Here is a 26,146-nt window from a genome sequence, read left to right as displayed (position 1 = left end):
TGGCGGGCTTTCTATTTGTTTTTAAACGCCTTTCCCTGGTGTAAGCCAATATTGACCCTTGTGCACTCATCATTGGCCGCTTGAAAATAAGGCCTAAAAAGGAGATTTTGTGTTCAAAGTGTGGCGCCGCACGAGTATACGGCGAGTTAGTTAATGAGTATCTAAGGAGAAATGCTATGCGCATTAATTCCAAACTATTTTCGATAGTATTTGTTGCTTCTACATTCCCATTGATATCTGCTGGTACTTCGCAGGCATCTGAGATGTGTACTGTAAAGACGGCAAAGCAATCCGTGTCCTCAAACACCCTTTGCGCCTGCGACGTCGTAAGTTCTCGGATGATAAAATACATCCAACGTCGGGCGGATTTTGAATCCGTTCTGGAGCAGACGCTGCTGGATTGCCCTGCATTTGCATCCCTGCTGACCGACCTTCCGACAGCATCGCTTGGCCTGGCGGATCGACGTTCCGGCGATGGTCCTGATGATGAAAACCCTCGCGGTGGCAACGAGCCAGACGGTGAGCGGACATCTGACGACGACGATAGCCCCAAGGGCGGTGACAATCCCAGAGGCGACAATAATCCCAAAGGTGGTGACAATCCCAAAGGTGGTGACAATCCCAAAGGTGGTGACCCCGAAGATACGAATACCGATCCGCGCGATATACAAGACATCCTAAGAGAAAAGCGGCAAGCAGCTTCAGATTTGCACGCTCAGGCGGATTCGTACGAATCAAAGGCTCAGTGGCACGAGAACAAAGCTGAAATTCGTGACCAAGAACAAAACCCGGAAGGTGCCGCAGAGCAAAGAAGCGAGGCCGAGAAATATCGGCAGCTGGCTCTTGAATATCGGAACTCGGCCCGTGAAATGAGCGATGGTGCGCAGGAAATGGAGGAAGCACATCAGCGGGCAGAAGAGTTTACCCGTTAGACCCTGCGAGTACAGGCCACCGGTCTGAAGATTGGCGGCAAAGTCTAGTTAAGACGAAATACTAGTTAAGACGAAATAAACGGGCGCTGTGCAGATTCACGCGCCCGTATCTTTTGATCTCATTACCACCATTTGGATTTCAAGGCCGATACTCCTAACTGCGCGTTAGCTCCGCCCATAAACCCCAACCCATTTGCGTGGCTGCTTCGGATCCTGCATGCGCAGGAACAGATAGCGCGTCTCTGACCAGGGCTTGATCCGGTTTGTGAGATTATCCAGAACCAGATCACCCTGGCTCGAACGGTAGACCAGCACGGCGTGAGAGTTTCTGCGGGTATCCAAAACAGTCGCGATCAATAGTTTGCGGGGATCAATTCCTGCATTGATCAAATCACGCTTCTTAAGCAGGGCAAAATCTTCACAATCCCCGCCAAGAGATGTCGGTAGGGCCCACATCTCGCGGGTCTTGTACTGCCTTTGGTCGGTGACCTCTCGCGTCGACGCATTTACGCGACGGTTGATCTGCTTTACGAGCTTCAGTTCTTGTGCGCTGGAAAGCGAAGCGGCTCCCTTTTGAGCACAAGCCCATGCGTATTGACGACACAACTGCTGTGCCCCTGTCGGCGGAGGCGAGGCAACAACGCTTTGAATGAATGCGGCATCACGGGCCGAGGCTTCTGAGGCGATCAATGTCGAACTTGCGATCAACACGGCCAAACTGATGCGTCCACAGAACTTCGCTGTGTATTCGCAAAATGCATTCAGGGTAGTGCCTCTGGTCGTCATGTCTGTCCCTCAGATTAGATTTAATCCAGACGATTGGCGCTTCGTGAAGTTCATTGAGTTCGAACGGAAAATATCCGGCGAAATCGGTACTTACGCAATCATTGAATAGTTTGAGGGGGGAAAACGGCGGAAAATCGTCAATTTCCATGACCATTTTTGCACAAGATCATGGCAGTCGCCGCCACATTCGTATTCTCGCTGTGGAGGGATTGTTAGAATTCTCAGATTATAATATTGTTATTATTGTATTTTTTGCAAATTGAAGGATGCGCGCGCCCGCATCCCGAGGCCACACGTAAAATTAAGCCGTCGGAACTTCCGTTCCGCTGGTCCAAAGAATCAGGATGATACTCACTCAGTGATTTCGACTACAACCAGCTCACGTTCGCTGGCGCCTCGGGCATGATCCAGTGCTTGTTGGTAAGCGGGTGAATTATAGCACTCAACTGCAGCCTCAACCGAGGGGAAACGGGCGACCACATTACGCGGACGTTCCTTGCCTTCCAACTGCACGTACCGCGCGGCACGGGCTATGAACTCACCGCCATGGGCGGCGATCGCAGGACCTGCCAGCTCGGCGTATTTTCCGTATGCATCGGCATCAGTCACAGTGACATGAGCAATCCAGAGTGCAGGCATCTTATCCTCCCAAAACCTGTTCCGCGGCTTTTATGGCTGCTTCTACGTTAGAGGCATCTTTGCCTCCGCCTTGTGCCATGTCAGCCCGACCACCACCACCCTTGCCGCCAAGTTCGGCAACGGCAGCGCGAACCAGATCCACGGCTGAAACTTTGTCCGTCAGATCCGGTGTAACACCGGCGGCAACGGCAGCTTTTCCACCTGTATCTGCGATTAGCAACACAGCACCTGAGCCCAACCGGTTTTTGTGCTCATCGATCAGCGTTGGCAGGTCCTTTCCGGACACGCCGGTCAGTGATTGGGCCAGGAAGGCCATACCATTGACCTCTTTTGCTTCAGAGCCGCCCTGCCCTGCGCCACCAGCCATCGCCAGATCACGGCGCAGTTGAGCAACTTCGTTTTGAAGCGATTTACGCTCATCCATCAACGATTTCACACGCGCAACAACATCATCCGGCTGTGCTTTCAACTCCAAAGCAATAGCGCCGAGACGCTGATCCTGAGCCGATAGGTGATTGAAAGCTTCATCCCCAGTAAGAGCCTCAATCCTGCGCACACCTGCGCTGCTGGCGCTGTCGCCGAGAAGGACAAACGTACCTATGTCACCCGTCTGGCGCACATGGGTGCCGCCACACAATTCGATCGACCAGGTCTCACCATCCTGCCCTTTGCCGGTAGGTGCCTTACCCATCGACACGACACGGACCTCATCACCGTATTTCTCGCCAAACAACGCCTGTGCACCCAGCGCGCGGGCATCGTCTGGCGTCATGATACGCGTCTCGACAGCCGAGTTCTGGCGAATAAAGGCATTCACCTCACGCTCGACCTTTTGAATCTCTTCCCGCGTCAAAGCCTTTGAGTGGCTGAAATCAAACCGCAATCGGTCGGATGCATTAAATGAGCCTCGCTGAGCCACATGATCACCCAGCGTTTCACGAAGGGCTTCGTGCAACAGGTGCGTCGCTGAATGGTTTGCGCGAATGGCCGTACGTCTTGCGTGATCGACTTCAAGCTCAACAGCGTCACCTGTCGAGATTGATCCATGGTCAACTGTCACCTTATGAGCATAGACCTTCCCGTCGGCAAATTTTCTGGTGTCGTCAACACGGGCAACGTCTTTTCGTTCATCGAGCCTGCGGATTTCACCTGTATCGCCAACCTGACCACCGGCTTCACCATAAAACGGCGTCTGGTTAACCACGACCCAGCCAATGCCGCCTTTCTCAATACTATCGACCAAGGCACCATCGACTACCAGTGCAGCCACCTGACCTTCGGCTTTTTCCGTGTCGTAACCAAGGAAATCGGTAGCGCCGGCGGAATCTAACACATCGAACCAGACAACCTGATCAGCTGCTTCGCCAGAACCAGCCCAGGCAGCGCGCGCCTTTGCTTTTTGTTCGGCCATAGCGACATCAAACCCGTCAGTGTCTACTGTACGTCCTTTCTCGCGCAGCGCATCCTGAGTGAGATCCAGCGGGAAACCGTATGTGTCATAAAGCTTGAATGCCGCATCACCCGGTAGCGGATCACCTTCCGACAAACCAGAGACCTCGTCATCAAGCAGTTTCAAGCCGCGATCCAATGTTTGTTTGAACCGCGTTTCCTCCAGCAGCAATGTCTCTTCAATCAGAGGTTGCGCCTGACCAAGTTCGGTGTATTGCGCGCCCATCAGTTGAACCAGAGTTGGCACCAAACGGTGCATCACCGGATCTTTCGCCCCCAACAAATGCGCATGGCGCATCGCACGACGCATAATACGACGGAGAACATATCCACGCCCATCATTTGACGGCATCACCCCATCAGCGATCAGGAAAGATGTCGAACGCAGGTGATCCGCAATCACACGGTGATGCACATTCTGATCCCCATAAGGATCAACTCCGGTGGCCTCCGCAGAAGCCTCGATCAGTGTTTTGAACAGATCAGTGTCGTAGTTGTCATGACTGCCCTGAAGCAAGGCACCAATACGTTCCAGTCCCATGCCAGTATCGATCGACTGCATATCGAGCTCGACCATCGAGCCGTCTTCGAACTGCTCGTTTTGCATGAAAACGATGTTCCAGATTTCGATGAACCTGTCGCCATCTTCTTCGGCGGAACCCGGAGGGCCACCCCAGATGTGATCGCCGTGATCATAGAAAATCTCGGTACATGGGCCACAAGGCCCGGTTGGACCCATTTGCCAGAAATTGTCATTGGTGGCGATGCGAATGATCCGGTCTTCGGGAACTCCTACCTTCTTCCAAATTTCAAAGGCTTCATCATCGGTATGATAAACCGTCGCCAGCAGGCGGTTCTTGTCGATCCCAAATTCTTTGGTGATCAGCTCCCACGCAAACGGAATCGCTTCCGGCTTGAAGTAATCTCCGAACGAGAAATTTCCCAGCATTTCAAAGAACGTATGATGGCGTGCGGTATAGCCCACGTTATCTAGATCATTATGCTTGCCACCTGCGCGCACACATTTCTGCGCTGTGGTTGCACGATGATAATCGCGAGTTTCTACGCCGGTAAACAGGTTCTTGAATTGAACCATACCTGAGTTCACGAACATCAAAGTCGGATCATTGCGCGGCACCAATGGGCTGGACGCAACCACTTCGTGGCCTTGCTTGGCAAAGTAGTTCAGAAAGGTCGAGCGGATATCATTCAGCGTGGGCATTTGGGCTCTCTCAACGCGCATTCATAATGGTCTGCGAAGGTTTAGCCCTCTGTCCAAGGAGTGTCCACAGCATTGGACGACCCAAACGAAACAAGGCGGCTCCCTTGAGCCGCCCCGTTCTACGTATTCTAAGCACTATAGGAGTGCCGGGGGATTTCTGCTGATGCCGTCAGAGTGCATTACGCTTCGAGGATATCATCCTCTTCCGCCTCGGGGGGCATTTCAAAATCCAGACCGTGGGCCGCGCGAATCTTGTCTTCGATCTCCAACGCGGCGCGGGAATTGTCACGCAGATATTGCTTGGCGTTTTCACGCCCCTGCCCGATCCGCTCGTCGCCATAGCTGAACCATGAACCTGACTTTTCAACCACTCCGGCTTTAACGCCCAGGTCTAGCAATTCGCCCATCTTGCTGATGCCTTCGCCATACATGATGTCAAATTCCACCTGCTTGAACGGCGGCGCCACCTTGTTCTTCACAACCTTGACGCGGGTCTGGTTGCCGACCACCTCGTCGCGATCCTTGATCGCGCCGATGCGGCGGATATCCAGACGGACCGAGCTGTAGAACTTCAGTGCGTTGCCACCGGTCGTGGTTTCCGGGCTGCCGAACATCACGCCGATCTTCATCCTGATCTGGTTGATGAAGATCACCATGCAGTTCGAGCGATTGATCGAGCCGGTCAGTTTGCGCATTGCCTGGCTCATCAGCCGGGCCTGAACGCCCACGCTGCTATCGCCCATGTCGCCTTCCAACTCGGATTTCGGCGTCAGGGCCGCAACCGAGTCGACCACAACCATGTTCACCGCACCAGAGCGCACCAACGTATCAGTGATCTCAAGCGCCTGTTCACCGGTATCGGGCTGCGAAATCAGCAGTTCATCCAGATCAACACCCAACTTGCGGGCATATTGCGGGTCAAGTGCATGTTCTGCGTCTACAAAAGCGCAAACACCGCCACGTTTTTGCTGTTCAGCAATGCAATGCAATGTCAGCGTGGTTTTACCCGAACTTTCAGGCCCGTAGATCTCAACAATCCGCCCCATCGGCAGCCCACCGATACCCAACGCAATATCCAGGCCCAGTGAGCCGGTTGAGCTTGCCTCGATATCCTGCTTGGAATCCTCGCCCAACTTCATGATCGAGCCCTTACCGAACTGCCGTTCGATCTGAGCCAATGCGCTGTCGAGCGCCTTTTGCTTGTCTGCGTTTTTCTTGTCGCTCATCGTCAGAAGATCCGCCATTGTCCTGTCACTATCCCTTTTGTCACACCCTTTGACGGGCGGCAATCGCTGCTTTGTTCGCCTCTTGTTCCTTATGGGATCAAAAAGAGAACATTTCAACTAAAACTTATGAAATTCAGTCTTAGGCAATTGTGTTAAAGAGTCGTTTACGACAATCTGCCAATCGAAAAGCGTTGTAGAGAAAAGATAAATGCTTGTTTTTTATGAAGAGCGTCTCGCGCTTTTGTCCGTCCCCAAAACCGGCAGCACAGCTTACCAATCTGCTCTGAAAGACCGTGCCGATATCGTTGTCTCAGGTCCAACTGAATTAAAACACGCAAACATGCGCCGCTTTGACCGGTTCTATCAAACCATGTTCAAGAAGCTGTTTGACACTGAAATGGAGGTTATGGCCGTCGTCCGAGAACCCATCGACTGGTTAGGGAGTTGGTATCGATATCGCACGCGGCAAGAATTGAGAAATCATCCACACTCTACTCATGGGCTTGATTTTGAGGCATTTGTAGTTGCCCATATGCAGAAATCCCCTCCGGCCTGTGCGGATGTCGGACGCCAAAGCGAATTCTTAATGCCCCGCAGCAATGGTGTCAGAGTGAGCCACGTGTTTAAGTACGAAAACCAAAGCAAGATACTCGATTTCCTACGAAATCGCCTGAACTGCGACATACAACTTCCGCAAGAGAACGTTTCGCCGAAGCTCAAGCTTGAACTCTCGAAAGACACAGACCAGCAATTTCGCAGCTTATTCGCAGCGGAATTTGCACTGCATCAATCTGCTGAATAACGGCGTCAGTTGAGTTGCTGAAACACCGCTTCGGTCAATTGCGTCAATGAAAATGGTTTTGGCAGAAAGGTCGAGCTTTCAATCTCGGGGCCGGATTCACCAAATGCGCCTTCCGTATAGCCGGACATAAAGACCACCCGGACTTCGGGGCGCGTTTTCATTGCCTCGCGCACCCAGGTCGGACCATCCATGCCAGGCATCACCACATCTGTGACGAAAACATCGACCGTGAGATTTGGGTCCTCCAACATATGCAACGCATCCTCGGCTGATTCCGCCTCGAGCACTGTGTACCCCTTCAGACGCAGCGCACGCGTGGCAAAAGCGCGGACGGGGGCTTCGTCCTCGACTAACAGAACAACGCCCTCACCGTGCCGTGGTTTTTGCTCTTCGTGGGCCTCTAGTGTGATCGGTTCAGGTGTCTGCGCCGCCGGACTGGCAGGAAGAAGAACGGTAAATTCGGTACCCGTACCGGGTGCACTGTCCACGAAAATGAATCCTCCAGTCTGTTTTACAATGCCGTAGACCGTCGAAAGACCCAGACCTGTCCCTTCTCCGGTGCGCTTGGTGGTGTAGAAAGGTTCGAATACCTTTTGCAGCTTGTCCGGAGGGATACCTATGCCGCTGTCTATGACCTTGACCATCACATACTCGCCCGGCAGCACTGTCGCCCTGTCGCGCGAATAGGCTCGTTCCAAATTCAGAACTTCGGTTTCGATCCGAATCTCGCCGCCGTCGGGCATCGCATCGCGCGCGTTTACAACCAGATTCATCAACACCTGCTCAAGCTGTCGTTTGTCGGCACAAACCGGCTTGAGCACGGGATCATGGCTGAGCGTCAACCGGACCTTCTCGCCCACAAGGCGATTCAAAAGGTGGATCAGATCGGAAATCGTGTCTCGCAAATCCAACACCTCGGGCCTGAGGGTTTGCTTGCGCGAAAATGCAAGCAACTGACTGACCAGAGCGGCAGCGCGGTTGGCATTCTGGTTGATTTGTACAAGGTCACCATAATTCAGATCATTTTGGTCGTGGCGCAGCAACAGAAGATCGCAATGCCCTGATATTGCTGTCAGCAGATTGTTAAAATCATGCGCAACCCCACCGGCCAACTGGCCTACGGCTTGCATTTTTTGCCCCTGAACGAACTGCGCCTCAAGTGTTTTTAACTCAGTTGCGTCATTCAGAACTGCGATCAGATATACCTGACCGTCACTCACAATGCGAGACAGCGTGACCTGAACGAACACTTCTTTGTCTTTACGGGTAAGGCGCAGAAACTCTGACTTTGGAGCAGAAGTCGGTTCAACCGTACGAGCGAGCCAATCACGAATGGAATAGCCAAGCCCGTGCATAACCTCGTCAATTCTGGAATTGCCCAGCCGAACCTCACCCACCAGTTCGATTGCAAGGTGGTTGGCTTCGATGATCTCACCATCGGGCGCCAATCTCATGATCGGAACCGGCAAATCAGCGAACGAAGTTGCCTCGAGTTTTGCATCGCTATCGGTGATCGGGGTCAAAATCAGTTCGCGTGCGATCCCGCTTCGGCGCAACTGAGAAACCAGGACCGTTTTGTCACCCTCAGGCGTCCTAACTTGAATTGCGCAGCTGTTTCCGACGGGATCGCCCAGCACACCATTCTCTGATGATAACTCTGCAAACGTGGCAGGCGTGCGGCCAAAAAAATTTGCAGCTGCATCATTCGTGTTTAGAATAACTTCATTCCGACCAATGGTGATGACCGGTAACCCGACATTTCGCCAGGCTTGCTCAGCCTCTAATACGAAGCGCCAGCAATACCAATCATGATCCAGTTTCGATACCGTCACCGGTATGGTTTGACCACGTGTGACTACATCCTCCTCAGCTTTCACCCGTGACCGGAGCTGAGTTTGAAGACGCAGCAGAATCGCCGCCGGATTGGCGAATACAGATCGCAAAGCGTCATCCAGTTGCTTCTCTGGTATGGCACCAAGGCCGAGGCTGGCCCGCGAATTGACCAGGACAATTCGGCCGTTTTGATCCGTAATGATACAGGCTGCGGTATCTTGTTCCAAAAGCGCTGCAATCACGCCTTTTGTACGCTGCTCAATCTGCTTGGCGATCCAATTGCCTAAGATAGCAAACCCAACAACCGCAAGAAAAGACAGACCGACGGTTGCAACACCAGTGTTCCATTGTTTTGGAAGGACACCCAAGGCTGCAAGCAGGCAGAGAAGAAGGGCAATCAAACCCAAAGACACATAGCGCCCGCAATCAGATACGACCCGATCTGACAAACGGGGAAACGCTTGGGGAACACTGGGCATAAAGCAGCTCTTGTTAAGACATATTTGACCAATATCGGCCCACAATCGTTAAATGCCGCTTAATAAATCAGCGGTGAAAACTCCTTTAAGTTGTTTGATCGGATCCAAGTTCTAGTCAAGTGGGCCGAATAAAATCCATCCGCCCCGTGTGAAACCAGCCACGTCTTTCGAAATCCAGATCGCCAATCCGAATGCTCTTGCAGAAAACTGTCCACTATCGCGTCGTTTTCGACTGACAGCATCGAACATGTGGCATAAGCAATCGTACCTGCGTCTGCGGTCAATGGCGCGACGCTTTCCAAAATCATTGCCTGAATGCGGGTAAGTTCAAGCAAGCGCTTAGGCGTCAGCGCCCATTTCCCCGCGGGCGAACGGCGCCAAGATCCGCTTCCAGAACAGGGCGCATCCACCAGAACGATGTCAAAGGGTGCCTGTCCTGATACCTGATCCGACGTCAGCAGTGAAATTTCTGCGCGCGCCCGCTTTGCACGTGCAGGCAAATCTGCCATGCGACCTGGATTGATATCATGCGCAAATACCTGAACGCCTTCGGCCCTTGCCGCCAAGGCCAAGGCTTTGCCACCACCACCGGCGCAGTAGTCCAAAACCCTCATTCCAGGTTGCAAATCCAACGCTGCAGTAACGGCCTGACTGGCGGCATCCTGCAGCTCGATTAAACCCTCAAGATATGGATTGCATTGTGAGATTTTTCGTGCACCAGCGGTGACTTCCAAAGCAGTGTCACACGCTGGGTGAGGCTGCACCACTATGCCTTCATCCGAGAGGCATTGGATGATTTCAACCGGATCAGCTCGCGACCGGTTCACCCTCAAATGCACCGGGGCCCGCCCCTGCAATGCAATTGCGGCTGCGTTGGCCTCATCTTTCAATGACGCCTTGAATTCGGGCCACAACCAATCAGGGATGTCGAGGGCTTCGGCCTCGGTCTGGAAACCTCGGTCTTTCTCGGCATCTGTTACCGAAGTTGGCGCATATCGCGCGCCCGAGAAGTACTGAGCAAGATCCTGACCCGAAGATCGCATCGCGCCGATCATCAAGCCGCGCCCGGTTTCAGCTCCACCACGCGCAGCAAAGGATCGTTTGCAGCGTAACGCATCGAATACGTGATCGCGGATTGCCGCACGATCTTTCGAGCCCGCAAACCGACTGCGCCGCGCCCAACCTGTCAACGCTTTCTCGACTGGCGCTCCGGCCAATATCTCATTGAGGATGTCGATCGAGGCCTGAACTCGGGCTGCGGGTGTCATAGCTGGGTCCGTTTGACTTTGTCACAAACTTCGATGCCCAGATACGAGCACCATAGCGACTACATGATCCGATAGTTCGGGCTTTCGCGCGTAATCTGCACGTCATGCACATGGCTTTCCTTCAGGCCTGCACCGGTGATTTTGACAAAGTTGCAGTTGCGACGCATTTCATCCACCGTTGCGCATCCGGTATAGCCCATCGCTGCGCGCAAGCCGCCAACCAGCTGATGCACAACCGCACTGGCGGACCCTTTGTAGGGCACCTGACCCTCGATCCCCTCGGGTACCAACTTATCGTTGGCTGCATCCTTCTGAAAATACCGATCCGCCGAGCCGCGCGCCATGGCGCCCAAACTACCCATGCCGCGATAGGATTTGAACGAACGGCCCTGATACAAGATGACCTCACCCGGACTTTCGTCTGTGCCAGCGATCATCGAACCAACCATGGCACAAGATGCACCCGCCGCGATCGCCTTGGCGAAGTCACCCGAGAATTTAATGCCACCATCAGCAATGACTGGCACGTCACCCGCTGCTGCCGCACAATCCATGATCGCTGTCAGTTGGGGAACCCCGACACCTGCGACCATGCGTGTTGTGCAGATTGAGCCCGGCCCGATGCCCACCTTGATCGCGTCTGCACCCGCATCGATCAGCGCTTTGGTGGCCTCGGCGGTAGCAACATTACCAGCAATGATCTGAACCTCGTTCGACAGCGTCTTGGCGCGTTTCACCGCGTCCAGAACCCCCTGCGAATGACCATGCGCGGTATCTACAACGATGATATCAACCCCGGAATCGACCAGCTGCTCAGACCGTTCAAAACCCGCGTCCCCGACAGAGGTCGCTGCAGCTACGCGCAGACGGCCCAACCGGTCCTTGCAAGCTGTAGGATTCAGCACAGCCTGTTCGGTGTCTTTCAGCGTCAGCAATCCGGTCAGCTTGCCCTCGCCATCGACGACCAGCAGCTTTTCGATCCGACGGGCACGCATCAGGCTTTTTGCCTCTTCCAGATCGGCGGGCTCTTGTAGCATCGCCAGGTTGTCCGAAGTCATCATCGCTTTGATTGGCGTATCGTCTGAGGTCGCAAAGCGCATGTCGCGGTTGGTCACGATCCCCACGACCCGGCCACTTTCGTCAACTACAGGAAAGCCGGTGAAATTATAGCGTTCGACCAGCGCCTGTGCATCAGCCAGCGTCTGATTCGCGCGCAATGTCACAGGATTGTAGACGATCCCGGATTCGAACCGTTTCACGCGCCGCACCTCTCGGGCCTGCTCCTCGATCGACAGGTTCTTGTGCACAACGCCGATGCCCCCGGCCTGCGCCATGGCAATGGCCATACGCGCCTCGGTTACCGTGTCCATTGCCGAGCTAAGCAGCGGAATGTTCATAGTGATCTCGCGCGTCACACGCGTGGTTGTATCCGCCGTCGCCGGAAGCACAGAAGATGCGCCCGGAACAAGAAGTACGTCGTCAAAGGTGAGTGCCTCACGAATCTGCATCTGAAAACCCCATGCAAAAGCCCGTTTGACGGTGACCCTATTACATGGATTTCACCCGAGGGAAAGCCCCGAACCCAAGTTGTTTTCCCCTGCGGGCTTCTGCCACGCCCGAAAACGACGCAAGCAATGCAAAACGTGCCGCTGAATGCCCTTTCCCTTTGCGTCCAAACCCATATGTTCGCCGGCATACGCGCGAATACAAAGGCAGGCCATTCATGACCACCGATCCTCTTGTCGTTTTCACTCCGTCCGGCAAACGTGGGCACTTTCCCATTGGCACGCCAATCCTGACTGCTGCGCGCCAATTGGGCGTCGATCTGGATTCGGTCTGCGGCGGGCGTGGCATCTGTTCGAAATGTCAGATCACCCCCAGCTATGGCGAGTTCCCCAAGCACGGTGTGACCGTTTCCGAGGATGCGCTGAGCGAATGGAACGCCGTCGAGCAGCGCTATGATGACAAGCGCGGCCTGAAACCGGGTCGGCGTCTTGGCTGTCAGGCATCAGTTCAGGGCGATGTAGTGATTGATGTTCCGCCCGAAAGCCAGGTGCACCGTCAAGTCGTCCGCAAGGCCGCGGCGGCCCGTGCGATCACAATGGACCCAGCCACGCGCCTCTATTTCGTAGTGGTGGAAGAGCCAGACATGCATTCGCCCACCGGCGATCTGGAACGGTTGGAGCGCGCCCTGCGTGAGCAGTGGAAGATCGATGCGATCACCGCCGACCTGTCCCTGATGTCCAAGCTGCAGCCAGTGCTGCGCAAAGGTAAATGGGAGGTCACGGTCGCCGTCCATAAAGGCCACAAGGACAACGTGGCCCGTATCGTCGAAATTTGGCCCGGCCTGCACGAACATGGGCTTTACGGTCTGGCTATCGACCTCGGCTCGACCACCATCGCTGCACACCTGACCGATCTTGAAACGGGTGAGGTCAAGGCCTCGTCGGGTCTGATGAATCCACAAATCCGGTTCGGTGAAGACCTGATGAGTCGCGTCTCATACGCCATGATGAATCCCGGCGGCGACAAAGAAATGACCAAAGCCGTGCGCGAGGCGATTAATGATTTGACCACCTCAATCGCAGATGAGGCCGGGATTGACGCTGCGCTGATTGTTGAAACCGTATTTGTCTGCAATCCGGTGATGCATCATCTACTGCTCGGGCTTGATCCGGTTGAACTCGGCCAGGCTCCATTTGCGTTGGCAACCTCCGAAAGCATGTCCCTGCCCGCGCGAGAAATGGAGCTGACCAATATGAACCCGCGTGCGCTGGTCTATATCTTGCCGTGCATCGCAGGCCATGTGGGCGCAGACTGTGCCGCCGTTGCCCTTTCTGAAGAACCCGGCAAATCCGAAGACCTCGTGCTGATCGTGGATGTGGGCACCAATGCAGAAATCCTGCTGGGCAACACCCACCGCGTTCTGGCCTGTTCCTCGCCCACCGGACCCGCATTCGAGGGTGCTCAGATCAGTTCGGGACAGCGCGCGGCCCCCGGCGCGATTGAGCGTATAGAAATCGATCCCGTCACCAAAGAACCGCGTTTCCGCGTGATCGGGTCCGAGAATTGGTCGGATGAAGATGGCTTTGATCAGGACATCGCGACGACCGGCATCACCGGTATCTGCGGCTCGGGCATTATCGAGGCTGTCGCTGAGATGCGTATCGCTGGCCTGCTGGACGAAAGTGGGCTGATCGGCTCGGCTGAACAGACGGGTACTCCCCGTTGTGTTCCCGAAGGCCGCACCAACTCCTATCTGATCCATGATGCCAGCGCCGAGGGCGGTCCGCGCATCACGGTAACTCAGGGCGATATCCGTGCCATCCAGTTGGCCAAATCCGCGCTTTATGCCGGTGCGCGTCTGTTGATGGACGAGATGGAGGTTGACCGCGTGGACCGCGTGGTACTGGCCGGGGCGTTCGGCGCGCATATCTCGACCAAACACGCGATGGTTCTAGGCATGATTCCCGACGCGCCTCTGGACAAGGTTTCCAGCGCGGGCAATGCCGCGGGTACGGGCGCGCGAATTGCATTGTGCAACATCGGATCGCGGGCCGAGATCGAGCGCGTCGTGCGCGAGATCACCAAGGTCGAAACCGCGATCGAACCCAAGTTCCAAGACCATTTCGTCGCCGCCAACGCGATCCCGCACAAAACTGATCCGTTCCCCGAGTTGGCGCAGGTCGTTACCCTGCCCGCGCCGTCCTTCAACACCGGTGGCGGGGACGATGAAAAGTCTGGCCGTCGTCGCCGCAGGAGGTCATAGTCCCTTCAAATCCTGGAGGGCGCGATGCTGACAATCAACGGAGATCAGGAAGAATTCTGGGGCAAGTCCGAAATGGGCACGCGCTGGCTGACCTTCGAGGATCAGTTGGACCATCTATTCGCGCCCGTACTGGATCTGGTTTTCGATCGCGCCACACTAGCCGAGGGAATGCGCGTCATCGATATCGGCTGCGGCACCGGGGCAAGTGCGCTCCGGGCCGCGCAGCAGGTTGGACCCAAGGGGCATGTTCTGGGCATTGATATTTCGGAACAATTTCTCGAACGAGCGCGGATGCGCGCAGACGAGGCGAAGCTCGACAATCTCGATTTCACATATGCCGACGCTCAGATCGCTGAGCTTTCGTCAGGCGGTTTTGATGCAATGATCTCGCGGTTTGGAGTGATGTTCTTCACCGATCCCGTAGCAGCCTTCGCCAATATGGCTCGGGCCTTAAAACCGGGCGGTCAGATAACCTTTGCAGCCTGGGGTGGTCTGTCAGAGAACCCTTGGTTCAAGATCCCGCATGTCGCCGCCGTCAAACGGTTGGGACAACCACCCAAGGTGGACCGGAATGCACCCGGCCCTTTAGCATTCCATGACCGTGACAGGGTTTCGAACCTGATGGCGCAGGCCGGTTTGAACGATATCCGGGTCGAGGCAGTCCCCCTAGCGCTCACCGCCCCTGCATCCGTTGAAGACGCCGCTCTTTTGTGTACCCGGGTCGGCCCCGCCGCGCGAGTGATCGCCCATTTCAAAGGTACACAGGAGGATGTTGATGCCGTCGTGCGTGACGTGGCCGAAGAGTTTGACGCATTCCAGACATCAAAAGGCGTACAGGTTCCAGCAGTCATCAACCTGCTGCAGGCGCGTGTATCGAGTTGATCGATAGAGTTGGAGCGGGTAGCGGGAATCGAACCCGCGCGTTCAGCTTGGGAAGCTGACAGGCTACCATTACATCATACCCGCCGCTAAGAATTGACTATCACTTGTCCTGACCAGGGTTCAAGCCAAACCAGTGCCGACAAAAACGAAAGAGCCGGGTCAAAGACCCGGCCCAATCTGTTGTTTTCCATAGTTTAAGCGCGACGACGACGTCCACCGCCCCGACGCCCACCTGCGCCACCGGCTTCCTCAGGCGCTTTGTTGGACCTGATCCATTCACCACCATGCGGGTCATTGTTTGTAAGAAGATTTGCGGCGCGGATGGCCTCCATCTCTTTACCAGCGCGCGGTTTGGTCGAACCCAGGCCGAACATCTGAACGAAGGTTTCGTCATCCATGCCTTCAGGCAGGATGATGCCAGCGGCGGCAACCTGTTCCTTCTTCTCGGCAATCTTCTTCTGCGTTACCGGCAAAGCAACCGGGTTCATGATCGCCGACGTCATGCCAGCGCCCATTGCCATCGGCAGGAAAGCATTGTTGATACCGTGACGGTTCGGCAGCCCGAACGAGATGTTGGACGCGCCACAAGTGGTATTCACACCCAGCTCTTCGCGCAAACGACGGACCAGAGCGAACACCTGCTGGCCTGCAGTTGCCATCGCACCGATCGGCATGACCAGCGGGTCGACCACGATGTCATGTGCAGGGATACCATGATCCGCTGCGCGCTCAACGATGGTCTTGGCGACGGCAAAACGCACATCGGGGTCTTCCGAAATACCGGTGTCATCGTTCGAGATCGCCACAACCGGTACGTTGTATTTCTTTACCAGCGGCAGAACCAGTTCCAGACGCTCTTCTTCGCCCGTGACCGAGTTTAGCAGCGGACGGCCCTCTGCGGCTGCCAGACCGGCTTCTAGCGCACCCGGAACCGAGCTGTCGATGCACAGCGGTACGTCAACCAGACCCTGCACCAGTTCGACAATCTTGCGCATCAGCGGCGGCTCGGTCTCGTTTGGGTTGGGGTTCGAGTTGTAAACAACTCCCGCGTTGATATCCAAAACGGTCGCGCCCGCCATAACCTGCGCCAATGCGTCTTTCTCAACGGTTGAGAAATCGCCCGCTTCCAATTCGGCGGCCAGTTTCTTGCGGCCTGTCGGGTTGATCCGCTCTCCGATCACGCAGAACGGTTCATCAAAGCCCAGAACGGCTGTTTTTGTTTTTGATTCGACGACTGTACGGGTCATGTCCGTTCCTTAGGAGTTTGCTGGCTTTGCCGAAGCGCCGCCGTTGTTGATCGCCCAGTTGGCGTTGGTTTTGATGCCGCCAAGCGGGAAGAAGTGGACGTTGGTGATGTTGAAATCCGGGTTGGCCGCTTTGTGGTTGGCCAGTTCGGTGATTACGTCAGTCGGCTCGTAAGGCAGCAGCAGTTTGGACACATCCATTGCGCGCTTTTGCAGAACTTTCAGCGACGGGCCTACACCGCAAGCAATGGCGAATTTAATCAGAGTCTGCAGCTTGGCAGGGCCCGCGATACCGATATGGACTGGGATATCAATGCCAGCCTCTTTCAGGCTGTCTGCCCAGGCGATGATCGGCTTGGCATCAAACGCAAACTGAGTGGCCAGCGCCATTTCCGCATCTGTTGTTTCGCTGAATTTTTGCTTCCAACGCAGCGCATCATCGACATTCTTGGTCGAGCCGTCGGGGTCGATGTCCTTGTTCCCCTCGGGGTGACCGGCAACGTGAAGACGCTTGAATCCAGCCTTGTCGAACAAGCCAGTTTCCAGCAATTGCATCGAGCTGTCGAAATCGCCGTGAGGGGTCGCGACACCACCGGCGAGCAGCAGCGCTTGTTCAACGCCCGCCTCGCCCTGGTACATCGAAATCCAGTTTTCCAGAGTCGCCGCATCCTTGATGATCCGCGCAGGGAAGTGCGGCATGACAGGGTAACCTTCAGCCTCAATGCGCTTGGCCGTTTTGACCATGTCTTCAATTGGCGTGCCCTCGATATGGGCGATGTAAACGCGTGTGCCTTCGGGCAGCAGCGCACGGAAGTCTTCGACTTTTTCGGCGGTGCGCGGCATTACCTCGATCGAATAGCCCTGCAGAAAGGCTTCGACGGTCGGGTTCACAGGGCCGTTTTCGACCGCATCACGTTTCTTGAAGTTCAGCAAAGCCATAGCGGCCTCCCATAAAGATCTGGGGCTCATGCCCAACCGTCATTGGCGATCAGGGACTTGATTCGGTCCTGATCGTATTCCGTTTCCAGGCGCGCGGCCTCGGCCTCGGCAATCTCGGACGGGTCGCCCTCAACCGCGAAAGGTTCGGCTTTGCGCCACTCGGCCAGATAGGCATCACTATCCTTGGCGTTCACCTTCATTGCGGCCCGGTCGATGGCTTGTTCAAACCGCTCTTCCAATTGCCGCTTGGCGCCACGACGGCCTTTGCCGACGATGACCTGAGCGGGAATGTCGCGCCAGTATACGATGGTGACGTCAGGCATAACTGTGATTCCTCCTAACCCGATGGGCCGGTTCTAAACTTCAATATGGGCGGAGGTCGGTCGATTTTCGACACACGGCGTATTTGCAGCGACCTTTTTGCCCAGGATCGGATATCGCTGCTTTTAAAGACCCCTGCCTCGAAACCGAACATCAAAATCCTCATGACTTTAATGAGTGTCTTGCGTGATTGAAAAGCGCGACCTATGGTCGGGGTAACTCGAAAATCGGAGGGCGTTTCAGATGGCGCCCAAGCGTCCCAAAGGTGCGGGCGCGTTCCCGAAAGCGGTCGAAAGCCCCGCGCCGGCAAGACCCGATCCAGATGCGTTATATGCGGCGCTGGATTTGGGGACAAATAGCTGCCGCATGTTGATCGCCCAGCCCAAGGGCAGTGGCTTTCATGTGGTAGACAGTTTCTCCAAATCAGTGCAACTCGGCGCTGGTCTGGAACGCACCGGACGATTGTCGCGGGCGTCTATGGCGCGTACGGTACAAGCCCTTCGAATCTGTCAGCAAAAGCTGAAACGGAACAAGGTCAAGCGCATGCGCTTGATCGCGACCGAGGCCTGTCGTCGTGCCAAGAACTCGCGCGACTTCATCCGCCAGGTCAAACGTGAAACTGGCCTGACGCTTGACATCATTCAGCCCGAGGAAGAAGCGCGCCTGGCCGTCATTTCCTGCGCGCCGCTGGTATCAACCAAAACCGAGCAATTGTTGGTCGTGGACATTGGCGGCGGTTCGACTGAGTTGGTGTGGATCGATATATCCTCGGTTCCGCGCCGCGACCGACCTGCCTCGATCATGCGGCTGCATAACGGCTTCCATACCGCCGATAGCCCTTTTCCTGCGGCCAAAGTCGTGGACTGGATCAGTGTACCGTTGGGAGTGGCCACTTTGCGGGACCAGTTCAACGACGTCGAAGACGATGCAGCGCGATTTGCGCTGATGAGCTGGTTCTTTGAAGAAAACCTTGCTGATTTTGCACCTTACAAAGACGAACAGGCTCGCGAGGGGTTCCAGATCGTGGGCACTAGCGGAACCGTCACCACGGTGGCTGCTTCGCATCTGGGTCTAAAACGCTATGACCGAACCAAGGTGGACGGATTGCGAATGACCAGCGATCAGATTGACAAGGTCATACGAGGCTATCTAGAACTCGGCCCTCGTGGGCGCCGCCGTGATCCCCGGATCGGAGAAGATCGGCAGGCTCTAATCATGTCCGGCTCGGCCATTTTGCAGGCGTTGTTGCGCTGCTGGCCCACCGATCGCCTTTCTGTGGCGGATCGGGGGTTACGCGAAGGTCTGCTGTATGCACAAATGAGCGCGGACGGTGTATTGGAAGACGGACCATTCTGATGGCGAAGACACCGAGTGGAAAAAACAGTTCAGGCCGTGGGCAGCGTGACCTAAAGGTTAAGGTTAAGACAGCGCGCGGGCGCAAGCTCAGCTCAACCCGCTGGCTTGAGCGGCAGTTGAACGACCCTTATGTCAAGCGGGCGCAGGCCGAAGGGTATCGCGGACGCGCAGCGTTCAAGATACTGGAGCTAGACGATAAATTCCGGTTCCTTGTGCCCGGCGCGCGCGTGGTTGATCTGGGTTGTGCACCCGGTGGCTGGCTGCAGGTTGCAGTGCAACGTGTTAACGCACTGGGCGAGAAGAGCGGTAAGCGTATTGGCACGGTTCTAGGTGTCGATCTTCAAGAGGTCGAACCCGTTGCGGGGGCCACCGCACATGTGCTTGATTTCATGGAAGATGATGCCGACCAGAAGGTCAAAGACTGGCTGGGCGGCAAAGCGGATGTGGTCATGTCCGACATGGCGGCTGCCTCCTCAGGCCACAAGCAGACCGATCACCTTAGGATTATGGCCTTGTGCGAAACGGCAGCCTATTTTGCGTTTGATGTGCTGGAAGAAGGTGGCACCTTCGTCGCAAAAGTTCTTGCAGGCGGGGCCGAGGGAGACCTTCAGAAGCTGCTCAAGCAGAAATTCAACAAGGTGGCCAATGTAAAGCCACCCGCGTCACGCTCGGACAGCTCAGAAAAATTCGTTGTCGCCACCGGTTTCCGTGGCTAAGCGGCTGTAAGGTTAAGATTTTTAACCAACTTTAATTCTCGGATGGCGACTTAGTCCTCTAGCACGACACGTAGCGGTTTACCGTGATTGCCTGCAATTCGCGCTGCGCTACACGGTCATAGATTGGCCGCATTGTCGTTTTATCCGCCGATCACATGAGAAAAACTGTCCTAGCACTTATTATTGCCCTGATTGCGTTGGCCGCCTGGCAGTACAAGCTGCAGAAAACTGCAAACCAACAACTACTGATAGCCGAGCAGCGGGTTAAAGATGTCGTTTCTGCGGGAACGAACGATCTTGATTTCAAAGATCTTACTGAACTTCGAAAGCTGCCGGCCAACATCCCGGATATTCCGAATCTCAAATCTCTGAATGCACGGGGAACCAATTTAAGTGATCTGACCGGGCTGGAAGGGAACGCAACGCTCGAGCGGCTTGACGTGAACATGACGCGGGTCTCCGATCTTAGCCCACTTAACGGTTTACCGAACCTAAAGCTGGTTTACCTCCATGATACCTGGGTTTCTGATGTTTCTCCTCTCGCGACACTGCCATCGCTTGAACGCCTTGATATCGGCAATACCCAAATTGAAACGCTGGTGCCTGTTTTACAAATCGAGAACCTGAATTGGCTAAATCTTCACAACAGTCACGCACTCGACGGGTCTGGTGAACAATTTGCGATCTTGCAGGAACGTCCATTTCTTCAGTTGTCAGGCGGTTCTGGTTTCCGACAAAATTATCAACCGGGCTGGCAGTACAACATGATGCAGCACCTATCGCGTTTGCGAGAAAAGCTTGGGCTTTAGGGTTTGTCCGGTCGCTGCCCTAGTCCAGATCGATCTTACCCTGAGCAATACGCTGTTTCTTGAGTGACGCCGTCGCAATCCCCTGAAACAAGATTGCCTCTCCATGATTTATATCGACAGGCTCGCGCACGCGAAGTTCTTCAATGCGCTGATCCAACGTTGTTTTCCGATCAGCAGAAATCGGCTTTATGATAGTAGCTGTGCGCTCCGGCATACATCACCTGTTGACAGTCCAAGTGCTGGCATCGGTGTCTAACCAACAAATGGGCCCGTAACGTGGCGTAAATCTGCCGGATTGGTGCCTGTTACCGCCCCATATCGCGAGCCAACTGATTTAAGCTCGGATCATCTGGAAGGATGGATAAAGCCTCGTCCAATGTCGCAATCGCTGCCTGTGGACCACGATTTATGTGGGCCAGCTGTACCAGCATCGGCCAGGCCTCAGACCGTTGTGGATCTAGCGTCACAACCTCTCGGAACGCCTTTTCTGCGGCTTGGGCATTTCGCAGCGTCAGTGCCCAGCCTCCCAACACTAAGTGGGTTTCAGGAAAGTCCAGGCGATGCGAGATACTGCGCTGCCAGTCGGCCATACCCTGCTGAGCGACCGCCCGTTGATCCTGCGTCATGGCTTGTGCAGGGATGGCAAGAAACTCCTTGGCTGCCGAAATTCGGACATTGCGCAAGGGGTCTGACAATAGCGGCTCAAGCCGTGCAACACGTTCCGGCATTGGCGCTTGGCGTTGCAAAACCGGCCCATTGGCGCGAACCAGCGGATCCGGATCGGATAACAGCGGTGCTACCCGCTGCGCAAGTACAGGCGTCGCAAAGGGTTGCAGCAGATAGAGTGCAGTCGCGCGGACAATTCCTGCCTGCTCTTTGTCCAAAGCGATCGCGATTAACGCTTCGGGATCGTCCAATTGACCAATGCTCACCGCAGCAAACGCTGTACCATAATGAACGGTTCGATGGGCAGAGTTTGGGAACCAGTCAGAAATCTGTTGCGCAGCCCAGGGCTGCCCCTCTTCCGCATGACAATCGGTGCAAGCGTCAACTCCAAGCCCCAAATCCGGTCGGGGGATTCGGAAACTGTGATCGTGCCTGCCGTCCACGCCCATATAGACTCGCTCGATCATGTGGCAGTTCTTGCATTGGGAGCCATCAGAGTTTTCTGCATGGTGATGGTGTTCGGGCGTGTCATAACTGGCCAATCGAAGGGTTGGGAATTCCGAATTTCCAGCGGGCGAATGACACTGCGTGCACAAGCCATTCCCTTCCGCTTTTACCTCGGCCCGGTGAGGATCATGGCAATCCATGCATCCTACCCCCTCAGCATACATGCGCGACTGAAGGAACGAACCATATACGTAGACCTCGTCCAAAATCTGCCCATCCGGGTGGTAAGCGCCCGGTCGCAGGACAGCTAAATTATGTGCGTCATGAAAAGGCGTACCGGGGACCGGATTACCATCCTCCAGCGCCTCGCGCCGAGAATGGCACCCGGCGCATTGCTGGATGTCTGCCTCGGTTTGCCCCTTGCCCAATTCGATTGGAAATCCAAACGCGCCCAACCCGTCGTCAAGCGTTTTGCCAGTCGTCCACTCAAGATGCGCTGATCCTGGCCCGTGACAAGCCTCACAACCGACGCCGATTTCAACTTGTGTCGACGCATAGCGCCTTGTCTCGGCATCGTAATTCTTCACGTAACCGGTCGCATGGCACTCGGCACAGCGCGCGTTCCAGTTCTTGTACGGCCCTGTCCAATGCAGCCCGTCATTCGGTGGTAAATCCTGTTCTGGATAGAGGTGATACCAGCGGCTTTCTACCGTGTCCCAGACGACATCGAAACTCTGTAATCTGCCTGGTCCAGTTTCAAAGAGGTATTGCTGCAACGGCGCAATGCCGACCACCGAATGCACCGGATAGTCGGTGATAACGCCATCTTTTTCGGTGACTTGCGCCGAAAGAACGCCGTTTTTATCCACGAAAGAAACGCTCATCCCATCATGGGAAAAGCTGGTCCCATCGAAATCAGCCAGAACTTGGCCATCTTCTACCTCGGTCCAAGCGAGATCGTGATGTGACCCTTTCCAGGCTTCAGTTTCGTCTTGATGGCAATCTGCGCACAGTTCGGATCCGACATATTCCTGTGCCCAGCCAGTCGGCGTTGTTGCCCACAGGATCGCAATCAGAATGAACTTGCGGAAGTACATCAATTGGTTTCCGCATTTTTTAAGTCTATCAAGGCCCCGTTATACTCGGCACCCAGGATCAGCATGGCAGAACACAGGTAGAGGAAAATCAGCGCTGCCATTGCCCCTGCGAGGCCCGCATAGGTCGCGCTATAGGTGGCAAACTGGGCGATATAGATCGAAAACCCCCATCCACCTGCAGCCCACAATGCCAAGGTCAGGATGACCCCCGGAAGTATTTGCGAAAGCCTGTGCCGCCGTGTGGGTAAGATCAGATGAGCCAGAATAACTGTGCCTGCCGGTACTGCAACGGTGAACGTCCATCGCAGGCGGTCAACGGACAGCCAGTTATCAACATCAACAGCCGTCTTTTCCGAGACCAGACGCGTGTAGACAGGCAAAACCACCTCAACCGCTGCGATGGCCAAAATTGCGGCCCCACCGATAATAACAAGCGCAAAACACAACAGCCGGGTTTTCCAGAACGGCCAGATATCTTTGTCATGATAGGCTTGCGTCATGGCGCGACGTACGGCAGCAACACCATTGGATGCGAAGTAGATCGCTAACAAACCGCCCAATGTGATCACGCCCGACCCGGCACCAGCCAGCACAGCCCGCAACTCAGAAACAATCGGATCGGCGACATCTTTGGGCCAGGCACCAAAAATCAGCTCGATCAGTTCGTCCGTCACATATCCCTGTGACAAAGCCCCCGCCAACGCCACTGTGAACAGAACAAACGGAAACAGAGCCATCATCAGTGACATCGCCACATGGCTGCTCATGACAAAACCGTCTTTGTCATTGAACCGACGAACAGCAAGCCAGAGCGCGCGCAGAAACTGATTGGATGAGAGAATCGATACACGTGACATCGCCACAGCCTAACGCGCCTTTTGCGCTGGCAGAACCGCCAATTCGCCATTTGTAAGGAATTCCGGCGCTTAACCATCTGTATGGATTGCATAAACTGGTAAGCCTGTGCAGGATCGTGCAAGATGTTCTCAAACACGCACCAGCGGCAAGCAGACCCAGGCCAACTCATGACCTCTGATCCCGAAAATAGCCCATCCAGAGCGCGCCTGCAGTTGGGCGTATTGAGGGATGTTGTGATCGTGGCCACTCTTGTGGTGCTTGGCCTCTATGCTGGGGCGAATTTTCTGGTGCCGTTGACCATGGCACTGTTGATCAATGTTCTGATCCTGGCCCTCAGCGATCGGGTCATCGCGGTGACACGTGTACCAATCTGGATCGCGAACTTAGCCGGAGTTACAGTCGTTTTGGCAGGCTTGTTCATGATCATGTATATTCTTGGCAGTCAGGCCACGCAGTTTGCGCGTTCAATCAACACCTATGAAAGCCAGTTTGATGGTGCGGTGCACAGAATTACCGGATTGGTCGGAAATGACGTCACCAGCTTCATTCGGGACAATTTGGTCAGCATCGATATGTCCTATGTTGCACGGCTTTTGCTGGGCAGCGCCACATCACTACTGAACCAGTTTTTCCTGATCAGCCTGTATGTCGCATTTCTAATGGCTGAGCGCCTGGCATTTCGCAAGAAAATCCAAATTGCGGCAGGCAACCCGCAGCTCGGCGCTGATCTGGCTTCGGTTTTGGATGCTATCTCGTACAGTCTGCAGCGCTATGTCGGGGTGAAGACTTTGATCAGCCTGATCACGGCCCTCATAAGCTATTCAATATTTAAGGCACTGGGACTGGAATATGCCGAGACATGGGCCGTTCTAACATTCGCGCTGAATTTCATCCCGTCCATCGGTTCGATTATTGCCGTGATCTTTCCGTCGATGATTGCATTGGTACAATTTGAAACCATTGGACCATTCCTTGTCATCGTCCTGGGCTGTGGCACGCTGCAATTTGTGATCGGCAATTTCCTAGACCCAGCCATGCTTGGCCGGTCTCTGAATATGTCGACCTTTCTTGTCATATTGGCACTGACATTCTGGACCACAGTCTGGGGTTTGATCGGAGCGTTTCTGAGCGTGCCCTTAACGGTGTGTATCCTGATTATATTCAGTCATATTCCAGCACTCAGGCCTGTTGCCGTTCTGATGTCGCTGGATGGTCAATTGGGCGATGACAGCCATGCGCGTGTTGACGACAAACAATAGACCTCGCCCCATCTTCATAGGCTCGGAAATCTATCGCACCTCGAGCTATGGCGCAAAACACCCACTTGCAATCCCGCGCGTTTCTACTGTGATTGACCTCTGCAGATCGATGGGTTGGCTGAACTCGCAGAACTATCGGACCAGCCCGTGTGCCAAACCTAAGGCACTGCAGCGATTTCATTCACCTGCTTACATTTCAGCATTAATAAACGCCGAAAAAACACAGTCGGTCTCCGACGAGGTAAAACGCAGATTTGGTCTGGGCACATTGTCCAATCCGGTATTTGGAGAAATGTATCGACGGCCAGCCACTGCCGCCGGAGGATCGATGCTGGGAGCCGAGTTAATTTGGAACGGTGGTATTGTGTTCAACCCAGCAGGAGGTACGCATCATGGATTGGAAAGTCGCGCCAACGGCTTCTGTTACCTAAACGATCCAGTTCTCGCGATCTTCAGACTGCTTGATCTTGGGCTTGAACGAATTGTCTACATAGACATCGACGCCCATCATTGCGATGGCGTCGAGGCTGCGTTTCACGGTTCGTCAATGGTGCGCATAATTTCGATTCATGAGGCGCGCAGATGGCCCTTTACCGGACTACTGGAAGATGACGCAGGTGGCGCCGCATGGAATTTACCTGTTGATCGAGGTCTAAATGACGATGAATTCCAAGCCATTCTGGAGGGGATGATTCTTCCTGTAACTAAGGCTTTCCACCCACAAGCCATTATCCTGCAATGCGGTGCCGACGCCGTCACCGAAGACCCACTATCGCGCCTCGCATTGTCAAACAATGCGCACTGGCGTGCCGTTTCCAGCCTCCAACACTTAACACCTCGGTTTTTGATCTTGGGTGGCGGAGGTTATAATCCTTGGTCTGTCGGCCGTCTGTGGAGCGGTGTTTGGGCGACCCTGAACGGATATGAAATCCCTTCTCATCTGACAGAAGAACAGCAATCTATCCTAAACGCGCTGAGTTGGAACCGAAAGACCGGTCGCGACCGACCAACCCACTGGGCAACGACACTACGTGATCCCAGTAATCCCGGGCCCATCCGCGAGGAGTTAAAGAGTGATATTCAAAAACTCAGAACTCGGAATTCATTGTAGTCTGAGCAACTTCGCCCTGCTAACGTTCTATCATTA

22 protein-coding genes and 1 tRNA gene are annotated in these 26,146 nt (G+C 54.8%); 9 read left to right on the top strand and 14 right to left on the bottom strand.

Features of this window, described 5'->3' with window-relative positions:
* Positions 1-338: 338 nt before the first annotated feature.
* Positions 339-932 carry a hypothetical protein gene (locus AC2FI7_RS03810; protein ID WP_496815287.1) on the top strand — a complete coding sequence of 198 codons (594 nt, stop codon included), beginning with the start codon at positions 339-341 and terminating at the stop codon, positions 930-932.
* A 165-nt stretch (positions 933-1,097) separates the two neighbouring features.
* On the opposite strand, the gene AC2FI7_RS03805 is transcribed toward AC2FI7_RS03810, so the two are convergent.
* The 4 genes from AC2FI7_RS03805 to recA form a co-directional block, all read right to left on the bottom strand.
* Positions 1,098-1,718: a transglutaminase-like cysteine peptidase gene (locus AC2FI7_RS03805; protein WP_029621813.1), complete on the bottom strand. Its 621-nt coding sequence runs from the start codon at positions 1,716-1,718 to the stop codon at positions 1,098-1,100.
* Between the two features lie 351 nt (positions 1,719-2,069).
* Complete coding sequence (locus AC2FI7_RS03800; protein ID WP_010440216.1) at positions 2,070-2,357, bottom strand: DUF1330 domain-containing protein; 288 nt, start codon at positions 2,355-2,357, stop codon at positions 2,070-2,072.
* Position 2,358: 1 nt separating this feature from the next.
* Entirely contained in the window at positions 2,359-5,028 is a 2,670-nt protein-coding gene (alaS, locus tag AC2FI7_RS03795) for an alanine--tRNA ligase (protein WP_496815285.1), read from the bottom strand.
* Positions 5,029-5,207: 179 nt separating this feature from the next.
* On the bottom strand, positions 5,208-6,272 hold the full coding sequence (gene recA / locus AC2FI7_RS03790; protein ID WP_010440218.1) for a recombinase RecA: 1,065 nt from the start codon (positions 6,270-6,272) through the stop codon (positions 5,208-5,210).
* 190 nt (positions 6,273-6,462) lie between these two features.
* Between recA and AC2FI7_RS03785 the strand changes: the two genes are divergently transcribed.
* Complete coding sequence (locus tag AC2FI7_RS03785; RefSeq protein WP_010440219.1) at positions 6,463-7,056, top strand: sulfotransferase family 2 domain-containing protein; 594 nt, start codon at positions 6,463-6,465, stop codon at positions 7,054-7,056.
* A gap of 5 nt (positions 7,057-7,061) precedes the next feature.
* On the opposite strand, the gene AC2FI7_RS03780 is transcribed toward AC2FI7_RS03785, so the two are convergent.
* From AC2FI7_RS03780 to guaB, 3 genes are read right to left on the bottom strand one after another with little or no spacing between them, the layout of a single operon-like run.
* Entirely contained in the window at positions 7,062-9,368 is a 2,307-nt protein-coding gene (locus AC2FI7_RS03780; protein WP_496815282.1) for an ATP-binding response regulator, read from the bottom strand.
* Positions 9,369-9,427: 59 nt separating this feature from the next.
* Entirely contained in the window at positions 9,428-10,636 is a 1,209-nt protein-coding gene (locus AC2FI7_RS03775) for an RsmB/NOP family class I SAM-dependent RNA methyltransferase (protein WP_010440221.1), read from the bottom strand.
* Between the two features lie 59 nt (positions 10,637-10,695).
* Positions 10,696-12,144 carry an IMP dehydrogenase gene (gene guaB / locus AC2FI7_RS03770; protein WP_010440222.1) on the bottom strand — a complete coding sequence of 483 codons (1,449 nt, stop codon included), beginning with the start codon at positions 12,142-12,144 and terminating at the stop codon, positions 10,696-10,698.
* Positions 12,145-12,359: 215 nt separating this feature from the next.
* Here guaB and AC2FI7_RS03765 point away from each other — a divergent pair, with 215 nt between their 5' ends.
* Positions 12,360-14,405, top strand: coding sequence for an ASKHA domain-containing protein (locus tag AC2FI7_RS03765; RefSeq protein ID WP_010440224.1), 2,046 nt, complete (start codon positions 12,360-12,362; stop codon positions 14,403-14,405).
* A gap of 24 nt (positions 14,406-14,429) precedes the next feature.
* On the top strand, positions 14,430-15,287 hold the full coding sequence (locus tag AC2FI7_RS03760; protein WP_010440225.1) for a class I SAM-dependent methyltransferase: 858 nt from the start codon (positions 14,430-14,432) through the stop codon (positions 15,285-15,287).
* A 10-nt stretch (positions 15,288-15,297) separates the two neighbouring features.
* Here AC2FI7_RS03760 and AC2FI7_RS03755 read toward each other — a convergent pair.
* From AC2FI7_RS03755 to AC2FI7_RS03740, 4 genes are all read right to left on the bottom strand, one after another.
* Positions 15,298-15,371 (bottom strand) — tRNA-Gly (locus AC2FI7_RS03755).
* Positions 15,372-15,481: 110 nt separating this feature from the next.
* Positions 15,482-16,534 (bottom strand): methyltetrahydrofolate cobalamin methyltransferase, encoded by a 1,053-nt coding sequence (locus AC2FI7_RS03750; protein ID WP_010440226.1) that lies wholly within the window; start codon positions 16,532-16,534, stop codon positions 15,482-15,484.
* 9 nt (positions 16,535-16,543) lie between these two features.
* Positions 16,544-17,470, bottom strand: coding sequence for a methylenetetrahydrofolate reductase (locus tag AC2FI7_RS03745; RefSeq protein WP_496815279.1), 927 nt, complete (start codon positions 17,468-17,470; stop codon positions 16,544-16,546).
* Between the two features lie 26 nt (positions 17,471-17,496).
* Positions 17,497-17,793, bottom strand: coding sequence for a virulence factor (locus tag AC2FI7_RS03740; RefSeq protein WP_010440228.1), 297 nt, complete (start codon positions 17,791-17,793; stop codon positions 17,497-17,499).
* A gap of 241 nt (positions 17,794-18,034) precedes the next feature.
* Between AC2FI7_RS03740 and AC2FI7_RS03735 the strand changes: the two genes are divergently transcribed.
* The 3 genes from AC2FI7_RS03735 to AC2FI7_RS03725 all read left to right on the top strand — a co-directional run bounded on the left by AC2FI7_RS03735 (position 18,035) and on the right by AC2FI7_RS03725 (position 20,672).
* Entirely contained in the window at positions 18,035-19,147 is a 1,113-nt protein-coding gene (locus AC2FI7_RS03735) for a Ppx/GppA phosphatase family protein (protein WP_010440229.1), read from the top strand.
* Positions 19,147-19,863, top strand: coding sequence for an RlmE family RNA methyltransferase (locus AC2FI7_RS03730; protein ID WP_010440230.1), 717 nt, complete (start codon positions 19,147-19,149; stop codon positions 19,861-19,863). The genes AC2FI7_RS03735 and AC2FI7_RS03730 overlap by 1 nt, the downstream gene beginning before the upstream one ends.
* A gap of 155 nt (positions 19,864-20,018) precedes the next feature.
* Entirely contained in the window at positions 20,019-20,672 is a 654-nt protein-coding gene (locus tag AC2FI7_RS03725; RefSeq protein ID WP_010440231.1) for a leucine-rich repeat domain-containing protein, read from the top strand.
* Positions 20,673-20,691: 19 nt separating this feature from the next.
* On the opposite strand, the gene AC2FI7_RS03720 is transcribed toward AC2FI7_RS03725, so the two are convergent.
* The 3 genes from AC2FI7_RS03720 to AC2FI7_RS03710 form a co-directional block, all read right to left on the bottom strand.
* Positions 20,692-20,829, bottom strand: coding sequence for a hypothetical protein (locus AC2FI7_RS03720; protein WP_010440232.1), 138 nt, complete (start codon positions 20,827-20,829; stop codon positions 20,692-20,694).
* A gap of 148 nt (positions 20,830-20,977) precedes the next feature.
* Entirely contained in the window at positions 20,978-22,882 is a 1,905-nt protein-coding gene (locus AC2FI7_RS03715; RefSeq protein WP_010440233.1) for a cytochrome c3 family protein, read from the bottom strand.
* Positions 22,882-23,739, bottom strand: a complete 858-nt coding sequence (locus AC2FI7_RS03710) for a YihY/virulence factor BrkB family protein (RefSeq protein ID WP_010440234.1) — start codon at positions 23,737-23,739, stop codon at positions 22,882-22,884. The genes AC2FI7_RS03715 and AC2FI7_RS03710 overlap by 1 nt, the downstream gene beginning before the upstream one ends.
* Positions 23,740-23,907: 168 nt before the next feature.
* Between AC2FI7_RS03710 and AC2FI7_RS03705 the strand changes: the two genes are divergently transcribed.
* Both AC2FI7_RS03705 and AC2FI7_RS03700 read left to right on the top strand, forming a co-directional pair.
* A complete protein-coding gene (locus tag AC2FI7_RS03705) occupies positions 23,908-24,999 on the top strand; it encodes an AI-2E family transporter (protein WP_496815275.1) in 1,092 nt (363 codons plus the stop codon).
* A complete protein-coding gene (locus AC2FI7_RS03700; protein ID WP_120981153.1) occupies positions 24,950-26,110 on the top strand; it encodes an acetoin utilization protein AcuC in 1,161 nt (386 codons plus the stop codon). Before AC2FI7_RS03705 ends, AC2FI7_RS03700 begins: the two co-directional genes overlap by 50 nt.
* Positions 26,111-26,146: the final 36 nt, after the last annotated feature.

The sequence above is a fragment of the Ruegeria sp. YTSA064 genome, assembly GCF_059610325.1.
The sequence above is the reverse complement of the archived record's forward strand: the minus strand, read 5'-3'. Positions and strand labels throughout refer to the sequence as shown.